At 41.1% G+C, this 17,562-nt stretch carries 7 protein-coding genes; 5 read left to right on the forward strand and 2 right to left on the reverse strand.

Annotation, left to right across the window (positions count from 1 at the left end; genetic code table 11):
- The first annotated feature begins 107 nt into the window (after positions 1 to 107).
- The 5 genes from Q5O24_01920 (at position 108) to Q5O24_01940 (ending at position 8,768) form a co-directional block, all read left to right on the forward strand.
- The gene (locus tag Q5O24_01920) at positions 108 to 4,658 is read left to right on the forward strand and encodes an AAA domain-containing protein (GenBank protein ID WKY48112.1); all 4,551 of its coding nucleotides are present in this window, start codon (positions 108 to 110) and stop codon (positions 4,656 to 4,658) included.
- Positions 4,659 to 4,716: 58 nt separating this feature from the next.
- Entirely contained in the window at positions 4,717 to 5,667 is a 951-nt protein-coding gene (locus Q5O24_01925; GenBank protein ID WKY48113.1) for an NYN domain-containing protein, read from the forward strand.
- A gap of 33 nt (positions 5,668 to 5,700) precedes the next feature.
- Positions 5,701 to 6,105, forward strand: a complete 405-nt coding sequence (locus tag Q5O24_01930; GenBank protein ID WKY48114.1) for a VOC family protein — start codon at positions 5,701 to 5,703, stop codon at positions 6,103 to 6,105.
- On the forward strand, positions 6,095 to 6,844 hold the full coding sequence (locus Q5O24_01935; protein WKY48115.1) for a SagB/ThcOx family dehydrogenase: 750 nt from the start codon (positions 6,095 to 6,097) through the stop codon (positions 6,842 to 6,844). Before Q5O24_01930 ends, Q5O24_01935 begins: the two co-directional genes overlap by 11 nt.
- A 142-nt stretch (positions 6,845 to 6,986) precedes the next feature.
- Positions 6,987 to 8,768, forward strand: a complete 1,782-nt coding sequence (locus Q5O24_01940; protein WKY48116.1) for a diguanylate cyclase — start codon at positions 6,987 to 6,989, stop codon at positions 8,766 to 8,768.
- A gap of 62 nt (positions 8,769 to 8,830) precedes the next feature.
- On the opposite strand, the gene Q5O24_01945 is transcribed toward Q5O24_01940, so the two are convergent.
- Both Q5O24_01945 and Q5O24_01950 read right to left on the reverse strand, forming a co-directional pair.
- Positions 8,831 to 15,532, reverse strand: coding sequence for an amino acid adenylation domain-containing protein (locus Q5O24_01945; protein ID WKY48117.1), 6,702 nt, complete (start codon positions 15,530 to 15,532; stop codon positions 8,831 to 8,833).
- Between the two features lie 739 nt (positions 15,533 to 16,271).
- Positions 16,272 to 17,399, reverse strand: a complete 1,128-nt coding sequence (locus Q5O24_01950) for a DUF362 domain-containing protein (GenBank protein ID WKY48118.1) — start codon at positions 17,397 to 17,399, stop codon at positions 16,272 to 16,274.
- Between the last annotated feature and the right edge of the window lie 163 nt (positions 17,400 to 17,562).

Below are 17,562 nucleotides of genomic sequence, written 5' to 3' on the forward strand. Positions count from 1 at the left end.
ATATTTATTGGTATATGACCGGATTGAAAGTAACCATATATTTTGATAAACTTTATTTAAGAGTAGGGAAATAGAAAGCCGGTTATTAAAATTAAGGGGGCAACAGTTTGGACAATAATGACAAGGTAATTACGCTTTTTTCTTATATAAAAGAACTCTACGAGCAGAAATATTCGATTATTGCAGATGTGAAAGCACAGCAATGGTTTCAATGGCTTTCGGAAATACCAGCTAATGAAGCTTATGTAAAACTGAATTATCTGGATCGTTTATCTGAAGATGATGAAATGGGAGAGGAAAAAAGCATTATTCTCGAAGTAAGCAAACCTGAATTTGAAAAGTGCCCTTCTATACCGGAAATTCTCTTGTTCTGGGTCGAACCGGGCTGGCAGAAGTTTAACAATCAGGCATTACGTAAAGACAGTATACAAATCTATAAGGGTGAGACGCTGACAACTGAAAATTTTACAGATGATCCGCTTCGGGTCAGCACCTATAATTATTGGAGCAAAGATCGGGACAGGTGGGTTATTCGTCAATTGGAAATAAACAAGATCCGGCTGCTTTTTAATCAATTATATTTGATTTACAATGAGTTGGAAAATAATTCAGAAGCGGTTGAACTAATGGTTGGGCAAGGCATATTAAGTTGCCAGTCGGATCTGTATGAATTTGTGTCCCATCCTATTCTTTTAAAAAGACTATCTATGGAATTTCTGGCCAAGCAGAACATTATCAGAATTATTGATTCCAATGTTGACCCGGAACTCTATACCATGCTTTTGCAAAAGATAGATTTCATTAATCATTTGGCTGTTAAAGGTTTAAAAGATGATCTGGAAGACAATTTTTATCATCCCCTGGATAGAAAGGAGACGCCGGAATATCTTAAAAGCTTTGCTCACCGATTGCACTCGGACAGTAAGTATAGCTCAGATTTGAATGATAGGCTGAATGAATATGATAAGCTGATTATTTATGATCATCCGGTTTTTTTCGTACGCAAAAGGACGGGTGGAGTTGTTAAAGCAATAGAGGATATTATTGGACAGATTGAAGAAACGGGACAAGTATCGGGACCGCTTCTAAATCTGATAGGTGAGAACGTTTCTCAGTTTTCAGATAGCCTTAGAAGCCTGGATTTAAGTCAGAGTCTGGCTGCCATTAATGGTGAAGACAAATCAGTCCTCTTATCAAAAGAGGCCAATGAGGAACAACTGGAAATTGCCAGACAAATAGAAAAGTATAATGCGGTCCTGGTACAGGGGCCGCCGGGAACCGGAAAAACCCATACTATTGCAAATCTGATTGGGCATTTTCTGGCCCAGGGAAAAAATATTCTGGTTACCAGTCATACCAGGAAAGCCTTGAGTGTTGTCAAGGAAAAGGTGGTACCAGAGCTGCAAGATCTTTGTGTATCGGTTTTATATGACAATAATCTGGATATGGAACGTTCAGTGGATGGGATTTCTGAATATATTTCATCCCATAATTCATTGGAGTTGCATCAAAATAGTGAAAAATTAAAAAGAGAACGGGATAAGATCATTGACGACTTATCCAATATCAGACAGAAGTCATATTCTATAAAGTTTAAAGAATACGAAAGTATTGTTTTTGACGGTAAAGAATATTCTCCAGCAGAAGCGGCAAGATTTGTTCATGAAAATAGGGAAAATTTATCGTATATTCCCGGCAAAGTGAAACTGAATCAGCCACTGCCCGTTACGATTGGCGACCTGGAGCTGGTTTATAAAAGCAATTCTGAAATCTCAGTCAGTGAAGAAATTGAACTGGAGAATAAGCTACCCAATCCGGATAGTTTACTGGCGCCCTATCAGTTTGAATCGGCAGTGAAAAGTCTGAGGAAAATTGAAGAACAGCTGGAACGTATCAATGAAAAATTTGATAAGCGTCTAAAGTATAATTTAAATCAGCTTGAGGTTGAATACCAGGGTGAAAAACTTTATAAAGCACCTGATTTGGACAAAGTGGCAGAACTGAAAGACATGATTAGGAATAATGTTTTTCAGTTTTCCGGCTGGGAAATTCATGCCATTCTGGATGGCAAAAAAGGTGGCGGTTTCAAAAAAGTATGGGAAGATTTATATAATTTACTGGATGAAACCTATCAGTTAGCAGGTGATACCGTTCAGATGACAGTTGGAAAATCGTTGACCGGCAGTCATCAGGTTGATGAAGAGACGATTAGAATATTGTGTCAGATAAAAGAACACTTAAATGAGGGGAAAAAGCTGTCAGGACTGGTATTTTTAATACACCGGGACTGGAAAGCGATACTGGAGAATATCTCATTGAATGGTCAGCCTGTAAGAACAGCCGAAGACTGCCAGGTATTAATTGTTTTGTGTCGGCTTAAACTGAAGCGAGACCAACTGAGATTATTATGGGATGAGCTGATTTTTAAAAATGGCGGCATAAATTTTGATGAACTGGGGCAAGAACCTGAGGAGACGGGAATTCAGTACAACAAAATTATCAAGGCAAGTCTCAATTGGTATGAAGACACATTTAGCAGGATAAAAAATTGTTTTGTTCAGGTCGGCTTTAATGCTGAACTGATGAAAGAAGATCAGATTAACCTGAATGCACAAGCTGAAATTGAATTTTTAACTCATAAAGTTTATAACGATTTACCACTCTATATTGAGATAGTTGAATTGATTGAGGAGGACTTAAGAGATTTAAAAGGGCAATTAGATTCAAATCTTGAAATCTTGACCAGCTACAAAAATTCTGTCATCTGTAAGTTGCTTTCTGCAGTCGCTGTTCAAAAGAATGCTACAAGGTACCGGGAAATTTTTGACCAGTTGAATAAGCTTTATGAAAAGAACTTTTTTTTGTCAGAACGATTTAGAATTCTCAAATCCATTGAGGGGAGCGCTCCCGAATGGGCTGCGATGATCAAAAATCGGACTGGTATTCATGGGCAGGCTGACCTTCCGGCTAATATTGAAGAAGCCTGGAAATGGAAGCAATTTGCCGGACTTATCGAGGAAATCACGAAGCAGCCCTTTGATAAATTGCAGCGGCAGATGGCTGAACTAACCGGAAAACTGAGGCAGCTGACAGCTGTTTTATCTGAGAACCTTTCCTGGTATCATCTATTGACTCGAATTGAAGGGGATATCAGTAAAAAACAGGCCCTTCAGGGCTGGAAAATGACGGTTAAAAAAATTGGCAAAGGCACAGGAAAAAGGGCACCGGCTTTAAGACGGGAAGCAAAAAAACTGATGGCAGAGTGTCAGACTTCGGTGCCGGCCTGGATTATGCCAGTCAATAAAGCTCTGGAGACATTGGACCCTCGAAATAATAGGTTTGACATTGTCATTATCGATGAAGCCAGTCAGTCCGATATTTCAGCTCTGGCGATTATGTATCTGGCCAAAAAGATTATAATAGTCGGGGATGATGAGCAGGTCAGCCCTTCAGCGGTTGGAATCGATCAGGAAAAAATGCATAATCTGGCGAAAATGACTATCCAGGGGCTTATTCCCAATTCGCACCTATATGATATGAACTCTTCCTTGTATGATATCGGAAAAACAACCTTTCCAACCCTGATGTTAAAAGAGCATTTTCGCTGTGTCCCCAGCATTATCAATTACAGCAACCGTCTGTCATATGATTTTAAAATTCGACCGCTTAGAGACGACAGTCAGGTAATGGTTAAGCCAGCAACTGCAGCTTATCAGGTATATGGCCAGCGGGAAGGCCGTAAAAAAGTCAATGAGCTGGAAGCTAAAACAGTTGTAGCCTTAATGCTTGCCTGCATGAGACATATGGAATACGATAAGATGACTTTTGGGGCAATTTCCATGCTGGGAGAAGATCAGGCCAAGCGGATTTATGAATTGGCAATTGAAAAAATCGAGCCCTCTATCATGGAAGAACGGCGAATTTTATGCGGGAATGCCGCCAGTTTTCAGGGGGACGAGCGGGACATTATCTTTCTTTCGCTGGTGGACAGCAATGAGGGGGACGGTCCTTTAAGAATGACTGGTGAAGGCAGCGGCAAATCGACCAAACAACGATATAATGTGGCGGCCAGCCGGGCCAGAAATCAGCTTTGGGTGGTTCATTCATTAGATGTTTTTGATGATTTGAAAGCAGGCGATATGCGTCGGGATTTGATTGAATATGTTTCGGACCCAAAAGTTTTTTCAAAACAGCAGTTTATTGAGAAGAAGTCCAATTCACCCTTTGAAATTGCAGTTTCTGGAGCACTTGAAAAAAATGGTTTCAGAATTGTTCAGCACTGGCAAGTGGGGGCCTATCGTATTGATCTGGTTGCAGTCTCAGGCGAAAAGAAAATTGCCATTGAATGTGATGGCGAGCTTTATTCTAGCGGTGCTGAAAATATTCGCGTAGAGATGGAGAAGCAGGCTGTCCTTGAAAGACTTGGCTGGCGCTTTATCCACATCCGAGGCAGTGAGTATTATGGGGATCCAGAAGCGACCTTGAAACGAGTCATGCGGGAGTTGAAGGAATTTGAAATTGAACCGGAAACCGAAGCTTTTTTTGAATCCGGCGAAAAGTTGGGACTTAAGGAGCGTGTGATTGCGACGGCTAAAGTGATTTTAGATGATTGGGAAAAAGAATCAGAAGCGCTTTCTACTGAATCGGAGATGAGTTAAATCTTTGGAAAAATAGATGCTGATATTTCAGGAATTGAAAAAATAAAGGAGACAAGTTTTGAACGATAAAAATATTGCCTTACTGATTGATGTTGACAATGTCAGTGCCAAATATGTGAAAATTATTTTTGAAGAGTTGAATGCCATCGGGACAGTTTCGATTAGAAGGATTTATGGAAACTGGCAAAAGAATTATGGTTGGAATGAAGAGGTTCTGCTGGAGTATTCGATTCAGCCGATTCAGCAGTTTGATTACACTAAAGGTAAAAACGCAACGGATATGGCCATGGTCATTGATGCTATGGATATCCTGTATAACCATGATATTGATATATTCTGTATTGTTTCAAGTGACAGCGATTTTACCCGACTGGCCATGAGATTGAGAGAGTCTCAAACCTATGTAATTGGCATGGGGGAATCAAAGACTCCGCTGGCTTTAACAAAGGCCTGTAATAAATTTGTCCATCTAAATTTAATTGCCTCGGAAGATGCTGAAGCAGATTTGGAAAAGACAGAGGGAGAAAATAATCAGAATGGAAAAACTGCTATAACCGTTGAGTCTAATGTGACACCTAAAGAAGTCATTGAAAAGTCAATTCTCGATATGCTGGCCGACCATGATCGTGTTCCTTTAGGTGATATTGGTCGTAAATTGGGTAACCTGTATTCGGATTTTGATGTCAGAAACTATGGTTATACAAAACTGAGCGTCTTTATCCGGGAAGAATGTTCGAAAATTTTTATTGAAGAAGAAGACAGACATTATTTCGTGAAAATGAAGAATGCAGTGGATATTATGACGATTAAAAAGGAAATCATTGAGATGATTAGAAATAACGGGGGCGTTATTCAGAATTTGTCAAAAATTCATGATGAACTAAAGAATAGACATGCACATTTTAATCTCCATGATTATGGTTTCAGCCGGTGTTCAAGTTTTCTGCGAAGTATAGATGGACTTGTTGTGGAGGGAAATAAGGTTAGATTGAAGGGGAAAGTAAAATAGGTATTATGTAGAGCGTATAAGGGAAGTGCAATCATGAAAATCCAAGTACAGTATTCAACATTAATCGTTAAAGACCTGTCCGAATCAGTTCGCTTTTATCGGGATGTGCTGGGCTTATCTGAAGGTTATCATGTGGATTTACCGGGAGGCGGTGCTATAACCATTATGAATAGTGAAGATGGAGCCAGTGTTGAGTTGACCGAAAGTAAAAATTTTGATGTGGGTATGTATTCGATTGGTACCGATGTTGCTGATCTTGACGAAGCCATTAGGGAGCTGAAGGAAAAAGGGTATGAAACCACCGGACCGGTTATTGCCACCTCAGTAGGACGGCAGACTTTTGTTATGGATCCCAATGGTGTCCGCATTTGCCTGCTCGAACACACAAGGCAATATAAAGTAGAATATATGACGAAGAAGGTTGAGTATGAAAAATAAAAATATAAAATCAATGAAAGACTTTTTAAAAGACGACATCCACCAGGAAATAGATTTTCACGGGACCGATCAACATAAGGGAATTCCAGCACCGCCGATTGAAAAACCGCCACTACCGGATGCAAAAAAAATTGTCTTGACAGAACCGATAGCTTTAAAAATCGGAGACTTATCGCTAAAGGAAGCGATAGCCGGGCGAGAATCAAGACGAAAATATACAGCTAAGCCATTAACCATCGATGAACTATCCTTTTTACTATGGTCTACCCAGGGGGTCCGTCAGTGGCAGATGAAAAATGCTTTAAGAACAGTTCCTTCGGCCGGAAATCGTCATGCACTGGAAACCTATCTGTCGGTTTTTAATGTGGAAGGGTTGGAGCCGGGAATTTATCGCTACCTGCCGTCTCTCCATCAGCTGGTTTTGGAATCATCGCCAGATCATTTGCAGGATAAAACTGTTCGTGCGGCCCTTAATCAGCAATTTGTCGGTTCATCGGCAGTAACTTTTATTTGGGCGACTATACCTTATCGGATGGAGTGGCGGTATGCAGAAGCTTCGTATAAGGTTATCGCTCTGGATGCCGGCCATGTCTGTCAGAATTTGTATCTGGCCTGCCAGACAATTGGGGCCGGAACCTGTGCTATTGCTGCGTATAATCAGGAGTTGGCTGATCGACTGCTTAATCTGGATGGCGAAGAAGAATTTGTTATTTACATGGCGCCGGTTGGTAAACTTTAAGTGTTTAAAAAAGTTGTACAAGAAAGACTTAAAATACCAAACTGATGTATAATTATTTCCTGGTTGAGCGCTTATAAAGTTGAATTTGCTTTAATTGGGGTATATAAATAAAATACAAATGTAGGAAATTGGGGGTGTAAAAATGTCAAAAAAGTTTGCATTAATTCTTACGACGCTTATTTTTTTGATGTCGATTGGATCATCCTCAATTGAAGCTGATGAGCAAAATACGACAGTCAGCATCCTTTTTCTGATGCCTTATACTTCCGTTTTTCCGTCATCAGAACTTTTGATTGAAGGTGTCAAGGAATCTTTAGAGGCTACGGACTACACCATCAACTATGCCTATGAATATCTTGATCTTGGTAGATTTCCCAATGATGACTCTTATCTGGCTGAGGCCGCTGATTTTTTTAGAAAAAAATATACAAACCGGCTAGTGCCTGATTATGTGATTACAATGGATGCCTTAAAGCCTTTTCTGATTGAATATGGAGATGAACTGTTTCCCGGAGCCCGAAAGTTCCTGACTTTGAATGCGATTGCTGAAACCGATGAAAACTTGCAGGATGATGTGATATCGGTCATTCAGGTTGATGATATGGTCATTAAGAATAATCTGGATTTGATCAAAAAATTGTTTCCGGATAAAAAAAATATATATTTTATCGTAGGAGATTCAGAATATGAAAGAAGAACAGTTGCTCAGATCAAGGAAGTTCAGAAAGAATATGATTCGGAATTAAGCTTTCATTTTACTGCTGATCTGTCATACCATCAAATGTTGGAAGAAGTAGAATCATTGGGCAATTATGACGTAGTTTGTTTTTTACAGTGGTCAGTAGACAATCAGGGGAAAAGTTATGTTCCGGTTGAAGTTGTGAAAGAAGTTTGTGAAGTCGCGTCCGTTCCAGTGTTTGGAGCAGGGAGTCAGTTTCTTGGTTTGGGAATACTTGGCGGATATGTTTATGACTTTAAAGTTATTGGAAACAGAATTGGCGATGAGCTCTCAGATTTGATTGAAGGAAAAAAAGTTTCTGAAAATCTAATTCAATTATCCAGCTATCACTATGTTTTTGACAGCAATCAACTTAAAAAATATGGAGTATCAGAGGAGAATTTACCGGCTGGCAGTAGTATTCTGTACGCTCAGGAGAGTTTTTGGGAAACCTATAAGGTGCAGATTATTATAGTAAGCGTCTTGATTATTTTGCAGATCATTTATATATTTATTTTAATCAGGAATATTTCCAGGAGAAAACGGGCTGAAACGCAATTAGTTGCGCTTAACAAGCTTTTGGAGAATGAAGTGGAAGTTCGAACAAATGATCTGGAAATTGCTAATCGTAAACTTAGCGAAAGTAATGACGCATTGGAAATTCGTAATAAAGAAATGGAACATTTAGCAACAATAGATCGCTTAACCAATATCAGTAACAGACTCAAACTGGATGAGCTGGTCAAAAATGAGCTGGAAAGATATAAAAGAACCGGTGATATATTCTCTCTGATCATGGTTGATATTGATTTTTTTAAAAAAATCAATGATCAGTATGGACATCCAGTTGGTGATTTAATTCTTAGCGAATGTGCAGTACTGATGAAAGAGAATATCCGAGCAATTGATACAGTCGGGCGATGGGGTGGAGAAGAATTCCTGGTTGTTTGTCCCGATACAAAGGCCGAAGGCGCAATTGTTTTAGCTGAATCGCTGCGAAAAAAAGTTGAAATAAATGTCTTTGCGAAAAAGATTAAAATTACCATTAGCCTGGGGGTTTCTCAAGTCCTTGAGAGTGACAGTGATGAACTGACACTGTTTAAAAGGGCTGATGATGCTCTCTACTACGCAAAAAATAATGGCAGGAATATTGTTGCTTATAAAAACGCTTGCGAATTTGAATTTCTAAAAGATAATCATAGATGAACTAGAATAAGCGTCTTTCATTTTCGAGATGAAAGACGCTTATCTTTTGTTTAGTTTAGCTATTAATTCTCGTCGATATCAAAGAATCCCAGCCCATCAAGAGCCTTAATGGATTTATGCATATAGGTCTCATTGGTGATAGGCCACTTATGTCCGATTCGGTATAAGACTTCTGACGTGAAATTATTCTGCGGTGAAATTTCGTATTTAATATTTTGGGTGTCACTGGACAGATAAACAATCAGACCTGAAATCGCCGGAGAGATTTCCGAGTCTTCCATTCCTGCCTGAAGTGCGGCTTGAAATTCCTCGTCGCTGACGACATTAATCATAAAACCATAGGCGTTCATTTCAGCCAGCACATCGGCCATAAATATCGAATGATTATTATAGGGGTGAAAGACAGTTAATTCCTGGTTGGTTTGCGACAGTTTTAAAATTGACTGGGCAGTCACATCGATGGGTGAAAACTCTACTGGCTGGCTTAATCCGCTGACAGGGAAATGTTTAAGTATTTTATATCCCTTGAGGCTTCGCATAAAGCCGCTTCGCAAGAAGTTGATCTGGAATTCGCCATCGCTGTTTCGGCTCATCAGGTTACCAACCCGCATGATTTTAGCCCGCAGACCATCCTTGGCTATGGCAGCTAGAACAGCCCGCTCAGCTAGAAACTTAGAGTGAACATAGGCATTCTCCAGGCTCTGATTAAAATATAATTCATTTTCCGCGATTTTTTTATCTTGCGGCGGTTGACCGTTGACGCCTTCGCCGGCGATACTGACAGTTGAGACCTGAATCAGCTGTTTGCCTGATTCAGTGCATAATTGTATCAGGTTTTCGACCCCGTGAAAATTAATTTTCTCAAGGGTGTCATCAGCCGAAAAATGTTTGACACTGGCAGCACAGTTGATAACAGTGGCGGCTGATTCCGAAACGAGAGTCATAACACTTTCGGGATTTGTGATATCACCTTCAATACAGAAGATCCGCTTGTCAAATAGTTCATCATAATCGCGATCGAAATAATAGATCAGCATCGTTTTAATTCGCTGATGCAGTGATTTTGCTCGACCTTTTCTGATAAAGCAGGTGACCTTGCCGTCATAATGATCGAGGAACTCTTTTAGGACATGGATTCCTAGAAAGCCCGTTGCACCAGTTAAAATAATATCACCAAGTTGACTTGTTTTCAGGATAGTCAGGTTCTTATTGTCATTTTCAGATAGCACTGGCACTAGTGATTTATAGTCAAAGTTTTTAATGATATCGTTTGGATCAATTTTCAAAGCCTGATGCTTTTCGATAAAGTCGGCCAAATGTTTAACAGTTTTATATTCAAATAAATCAGCATATGCAAGCGGAATTTCCTGACTCAAACATTTCATGGCTACTTTAGTGGCAGAAATGGAGGTCCCACCGATTGAAAAGAAATCATCCAGAACACTTACGTTATCAAGGCCCAGGGTATCGGCAAAGATGTCACATAGCTGTTTTTCAAGATCTGTTTGTGGCGCCTGATAGTCTGCTTTTTTAAGACCGGTTTCAGGTTTGGGCAAGGCTTTTTTATCGACCTTCCCGCCGGGTGTCAGCGGCATCCTATCAAGATGAACATAAAAAGAGGGAATCATGTATTCCGGTAGTTTTGACAAGAGCAGATGATGCCAGACTTTGGGATCGATCTCCCCGTCGGCTTTGGTATAATAACCGACAATATACTGGTTGCCTGCCTGCTCCAGGACTGAGACAGCTGTTTCTTTAATGCCCTCGGGGCTCAGCATGGCACCTTCAATTTCGCCCAGTTCAATTCGGTAACCGCGAATTTTAACCTGGGTATCAATACGACCGATATATTCAATCAGGCCGTTGCCCAGCCGTCTGACCATATCCCCGGTGCGATACATCACCTGGTCTTCCGGGCCATTGCAGAATGGATTAGGGACAAAGGCCTCAGCAGTTTTTTCCGGCAGATTATGATAACCACGGCTGACTTGTCGGCCGGCATGGCAGAGTTCACCAGGCATGCCAATGGGAACTGGATTTAAATGTTCATCAACAATATAGGAGTGAACATTGATCAGCGATTTACCGATGGGGATAGAGTGGTATTCCCGGTCAACATCAAAAATAGTGGATTCTACGGTACATTCGGTGGGACCATAAGCATTAACGATCGTATAAGGCCGGTCATAGTAGTGTTTGAGTTTTTCACCACCGACAGTGATATGGGTCAGGTCGGATTCCTGGGTCAGACTATCGATAATGATTTCGCCCATCTGGGTGGGGAAAATAACAATGTTGATCGCTTCATCAATAAGTATCTGGGAAACTTTAACAGCATCTTTGCGGTCTTCTTCAGCATAGAGATAAACCATGGCGCCATTGGCCAGATAAGGGAAGATCCCCACCACCGAAGCATCAAAGCAGAAGGTGGAATATTGGGCACAGCGGATCTGTTCGGTGATTTTAAAGTGTTCGCTTTCGTTAAAGATCAGATTGCTTAAATTGGCATGGCTAATCATAACCCCTTTGGGCTTGCCGGTCGAACCGGAGGTGTAAATCATATAGGCCAGATCTTCAGGCTTTGGCTGGCTTTTTATCCAGCTTTTATCAGGTGAAGGTATGCCTTGGGCGGTGATGGCATCAAGACTGATTGTCTGCTTAGTGAAAAACTTGGTCAGTGATTGATATTCATCAACACATAAAAGGATATCGGCTGCTGAATCTTCCAGCATATAACGCAGCCTATCTTCCGGATATTCCGGATCCAGGGGCACATAGGCACCACCAGCTTTCATGGTAGCAATTGCTCCAATCATAAACTCTCGGGTACGTCCGGACAATACACAAACAAAATCTTCCTTTTGCAGTCCGGCTTCAAGAAGTTTAAGCGCCAGAGCATCAGAAGCAGCATCCAGGTCAGCATAGCTGAACGTTCCATTTCTGTCCTTGACTGCAATATGCTCAGGATATTTTTCGGCGGCCGAAGTAAACAGGTCGACAAAAGTATGGCTGTAAAACCGGGGATCATCAATCATTTCCCTGGGTTCATCAAACAGCAGACTGATCTGTGATAAATCTTCTGTGGTCAGGGCCTGTTTGGCAGCCAGGGCAATGTTGTTGAGTAGGGCTTCGATAGAGCTGTCTTCATAGCGGTTGCTCTCGAAGGTACAACGGAAACGATAGCGTCCTTCGACGATGTATATTTCTACCGATATAGCTGCAATAACCCCTTCACTCATAATTTCCAGAGCTTCAGTGGGCAGACCAGCCAGAGTTGTGAATTCAAAGTTATCGCCCTGATAAACAAACATAACATCGGCAGTGATGCCAAAGGCACGACTGATTTCAGCAAAGGAGTAGATGTCATTTTCCATGCTGTCCATTAGCTGCTTTTTAGTGCTTAAAAAGAGCTGGCTGGCTGGCGCATCAAGCGGGCAGTAAACGGGGAGGGTTTTGACGTACATCCCCATTGAACGATTCATCCGGGAATCGTTTCGGCCATTGTAAATGGTGGTGAAAACACTGTGGTCTTTGTTATTATAACGGCCTAAAACAAAACCGAAAAGACCGACAAAAAAGGCGTTAGGGGTAATCTGATGGGCTTCACAGTAGTCGGCAACAGCCTTGACGTCCAGATCTTGAGGATAGATATCGACTTCGCCCAGGGTTTTCTCAATTTCATTTTTATCAGGACCCGGCAGGAAATCATGCTCACAGCCTGAAAAAAGTTCGCTATAATAGTTCTTGGCCTTAGTATATACATCACTGGACCGGTTAACCTGTTCTTCCTGGGCGGCTTCAAAGGCTGTATAAGGTTCAGGTTCTACCGTTTCTCCTGCATAGGCCTGGTTGATATCATCAAGCAGAATAACCATCGAAGTACCGTCACAGATGGCATGATGGATATCAATAAAGAAGTAGTTTCCATTTTTGGTTTCATATAGAGAGGTATTAAACAGACGGCCGTCGATCAGCTGAAATGGTGTGACCAGCTTGTCAATGTCCATATAATCACGAATATGCAGGGTGAAGGGGCTGTCATCACGTCGTCTTTGCATGATCTCGCCGTTATCATCCATAAAAAATCGGGTTTTGATATAGGAGTGGGCGTTAATTGTCGTTTCAATCGCTGTTTTCAGCCGCTCAAGATCGACATGCGGATGGAGTTTAAATAAAAATGGAATATGATATAAAAGTTCTTCCGGTTCCGCCATCGATTCTACAAACAGACCCATCTGGGTTTGGGAAAGCGGATAAGCTTCCAGTTTAGGTGCGTTTGTCACCGTGGTATGGCTCTGTTTAAAAAAGGCTTCAAGTTTTACAACGGTATTATACTTCATTAAGTCTCGGGTTTTAACAACAACCCCAAAAAGATTGGAGAGTTTTACATTTAACGAAACAGTCCCAATAGAGGTCAGGCCAGCCTCCTGCAGATCAGTAGTGATACCAAATTCCTCGTGTCCAAGTATTTTAGCAATGCAGTCAAAGATTTTCTGCTGGGTCGGGTTTTCCGGTGGAGTCGTGTCCATTTGTTTTTTAACCGGCTGCGGGAGGGCCTTTTTATTGACCTTCATGTTCTGGTTTAGAGGGATTTCATCGATCTGCATGGTCACCGCCGGTACCATATAAGGCGGTTTTTCGGATTCGATAAAGGTATTGAGACCGGCAACACTAATGGGTACATCGGCGACTACATAGGCAACAATATATTTAACCCCGCTGGGATCATCATAAGCGACTACGGTAGTGTCTTTAATGTCGGGGAATTGTCGGATGATGGCTTCAATTTCGGTGAGTTCCACCCTAAAGCCACGGATTTTAATCTGGGCATCCCGGCGGCCGACAAATTCAATATTGCCATCGGGCAGGTAGCGAACAATGTCGCCTGAGTAATAGATCCGGTCATATGGAGCCTGGTCACAGAAGGGGTTCTGGCCAAAGGCCGTGGCGGTAACTTCTGGCCGGTTTAAATACCCCCGGGCTACATGCTGACCGGCGATGCACAATTCTCCGGGTACACCAATGGGAACCTGGCGCTTATAGGCGTCAAGAATATACATTTTGACATTATCAAGGGCTTTACCGATGGGGATGTTGTCGTACTTTCGGTCGACCAGAAAACTGGTGACCAGAACGGTGGTTTCAGTTGGGCCATATACGTTATGGAAATAGTATTTCGGCGGTTCAATGGAGGCCAGTTTTTCACCACCGGTAGATAGGTGTTTGAGGGAATGATTGTTAATGGTGTCGGCAAACTGACGGCCAACCTGGGTGGTCATAAAGGCGTGGCTGATGGCGTTTTCCTCAAAATACTCATTTAAACGTAGCAGATCAAGACGAATGTCATCAGCAATAATGTGAAGGGTCCCGCCAATCGTCAGAACCGGATAAGTATCCATCATGCTGGCATCAAAGCCGAAACTTGCGTAGGCTGCCACCCGGGAATTCTGATCTAGATCGTAGTATCGGTGATACCACTGGCAGAAACAGACCAGATTGCGATGTTCCAGCATAACGCCTTTGGGAACGCCTGTTGAACCGGAAGTGTAGAGCATAATAAATAGATCCTTCGGCTGCGGATCGGTTAGAACTGTATCACTGTCTGGCAGGGTGTAAATATCTTTGGTGAAGATCATTTCTCCGTGATAGTCGGGTAACAGGTTAGTTAGAGCTTCATCAGCAATCATCAGCCGGGCACTGGTGTCCTTGATCATAAAGTCGATACGCTCAATTGGATAGGTCGGATCCAGTGGCTGATAGGCAGCGCCAGCTTTAAGAACCGCAATGGCCGAGACAACGATGAACTCGCTTTTAGGCAGAAGAATTGGAACAATATCTTCCTTGCCAATTCCATAACTTTTAATATGCCTGGCCAGTCGATCGGTAAGTTTATCCAGCTCCTGATAGGTAAGACGAATATCCTGATAAACAACAGCGGTGAGTTCAGGCGTTTCTTTAGCCTGATTTCGAAGCATATCAACCATTGTCAGACTGGCGTCATAAGTAACATCAGTTTGATTAAATGCATAACAGCGTAATCGATCAGTTTCGGAAATGAGCGTAATTTCGCAAAGCTTGTCTGAGTTTAAAAAGCCGGCAATGGTTTTTTCGAATAGATCATTAAGGCTTAGTATCGTCTCTTTCTTATATAAGTCATCGCGATAATGCAGATCTAGGGTAAAGCTTTTGCCTTTAGGGGCGATCACAGCAGCCAGGTGGGCATGGCCAAAATCGATAGTCATATCGGGCCTTTCTTTATAGACGAAACGTAAGTCAGCGTTTAAGTCAAGCTCTTGAGAAAGCTGTGAGAAGGTACATTCGTTGTAGTTGATGGTTTTCTGATATTGGCTTTGAATCGCAGCAAGATAGGCAAGAACTTGCTGGTCCTCATCGAGTTTAAAATAAAAAGGTAGAATTGAATCTGCATTAGGTGCTGGCTGAAAGCAGAAAACACTTTCGTTTTGGCCGGTAAATTTTGCTAACGTGTAAGTAAATGCGGCTAGAAAAAATGTTTTAGGACTAATACTGGCATTGGTCAGTAAAGTATTAAGATTAGTCTGGGAAAGAAGCCGAGAAAAATCTGTGGCTAGACATTCATCAGGAGAGGCTGTTTGTGAAATATTATCGGCAAAGTCATAAATTGGGTTTGAATCGGTTTCCAGACCGTCGAATATCTGCTCAAAATAAGTCAGACTTGTCTTTATGGTTGGAGATTCTGAAACGATTTCATTGGTCTGGAGATTGTTATTACCTGAATTTTTCATATAAGGTCCTTTCGTTGGTAAGAATAGTTTTTGAATAAACTTTTTATGTCAGGGATATTTAAAATGTTTTATTTATGCGTGTTTAATAAATATTGTAACATATTCTATAGAAAACTGTTGTTAAAGTTCAAAACTACTGGAAGAAAATATGTAAAATACTATAATGTAATAGTGGGATAATGCCGGTTTTATTTAACAAAGTACTGAGTATCGAGGATAAGAAATTTTTAATAAAGATTTAGAGAAGTGGTTAAAATTGAATTATTTATAAAAATTGTGATATGGGATTAGCGAAAAATATTATGGGGGACAAGTATTAGGGGATTTTCACTTGTCCCCAGTTTATAAAGTGTTGTAGCTTATTTTGCAGGTCTTTTATCAGAAAGTTATTGGTGTTTAAGATAAGCCGACAATAATTTTATGGAGGGTATCCACTGCGGAATTAAGAGTTGAGGAAGCATCATTAATATGGTGATATATTTCCCTGGATTTTAAGGTGTGCATAGCATCGTCGCATTTAAAAAGTGCGGACATACCGTCCTGACAAATTGAATTTCGTAGGCTGCTGCGGTTTCGTACAGTTGCAATAATTGGATTGGCTAAATATCAGAATTTCTGTACAACTGTTCGCTCCGATGCAGCCAACTGAAAAGCCAATTATCGGTACTCAGTTGGATTAATTGACTTTTTTAATAGTCTAAGGCAATAAAATAAATTTATTATCCAAAAGGTTTTAGATTTAAATCCCGATTACTTTTCGAACCCCACGAATTAACATATTCATGGGTTTAACGCGTGTAAAAATCGCGTTTTCGGGGCAGTTTAGCAGACAGCCGTAACAGTGAATACAGGTTTTATTGTCCAGGCGAAGCCGACCATCTATTTCTGAGATGGCATTAACCGGACAGTAGTTCTGACAGACTCCACAACGTGTACACTTATTTTTGGAAATGAAAAGTTCTATATAGGTATGTTTGACAAAGAGACTGTCTGGACTCAACGGACGATTCGGGTCGGCCTTAACAAGTCTCTTGAAATTGAAAGTTTTCCACGTACCGACTACTTCCACATTGTCATAGTTATCAATCAGTCCCATTTTTTGAGCTTCTAAAAGTAGGGGAAGTGTATCTGGCTGATAGCCAATCATTTGCGCGGCGGTATAATCCATAGCCGCTGGATTGGTTGAAAAAAGCAGACAGCCTGTTTTTACAGGTCGTCCCAGGGCAGTAGGACCGCCGTCCAGGCTGACAACAGCATCCATAATTGAGAGTGATGGGCGGATCAGCTGATGGAGTTTAATAAAAACATTGGCCAGCTCAAATTCATTTTTCATCCACCGGTGAATATGCTGTTTATAGCCACCGGGCAGGCAGCCAAAAATATTTTTTATGCCACCGGATAAACGCATGGTAGAATGGGTTTTTAGTTTAGGCAGACTGATTACCATGTCCACGTCAAAGAGAATTTCGGGTATAAAAATATCTTTCATACCTGGGATGTCCACCTCAAACTTTTTGAGTGGCAGGCCTTCAAATGCGACTAAATGGGCACCGGTTTTTTCTGCTACCTTTAAAAGTTTCGAGCTTTCAAAAGCTTTTTGGGTCAGCCCCGATTCAAAGAAAGAAATGGAGTCACCAATTAAAACATCACAGTTTCTTTCAATCAGCATTTGAGCCAGGACTTCCACCAGCATCCAGTGTGTGATCGTATGCTGGTCAGGTTTGTTTTGACTCATCAGGTTTGGTTTTAAGAGCACTTTCATTTTTATCGGAAGATTTAATGAAATGGCAGCAAGACCATTTCTGATTGACTGGTCAATCTCTTTATAATCATAGGATTGGCAATTTTCAATGGCTACTTTTTCCATTAGGGCCTCCTTATTTATTTAGGAATATAATTGATTTACCCTTAATCATAAAACAGTAACAATATTATTTGTAGTGGCAATATCTGTATTCTAGAGATTATCAGCCATATGTTCTGTGAAAAAAACATAGCCTGTTCAGCATTACGAATCTTATGAAAGCCGG

This window comes from Eubacteriaceae bacterium ES3, from assembly GCA_030586155.1.
Classification (GTDB): Bacteria; Bacillota; Clostridia; order Eubacteriales; family Eubacteriaceae; genus Acetobacterium.

Coding starts and splice junctions, on each gene's coding strand:
- Q5O24_01935 (WKY48115.1), top strand. CDS start 6,095: ATGAAAAATAAAAATATAAAATCAATGAAAGACTTTTTAAAAGACGAC.
- Q5O24_01950 (WKY48118.1), bottom strand. CDS start 17,399: ATGGAAAAAGTAGCCATTGAAAATTGCCAATCCTATGATTATAAAGAG.
- Q5O24_01940 (WKY48116.1), top strand. CDS start 6,987: ATGTCAAAAAAGTTTGCATTAATTCTTACGACGCTTATTTTTTTGATG.
- Q5O24_01945 (WKY48117.1), bottom strand. CDS start 15,532: ATGAAAAATTCAGGTAATAACAATCTCCAGACCAATGAAATCGTTTCA.
- Q5O24_01930 (WKY48114.1), top strand. CDS start 5,701: ATGAAAATCCAAGTACAGTATTCAACATTAATCGTTAAAGACCTGTCC.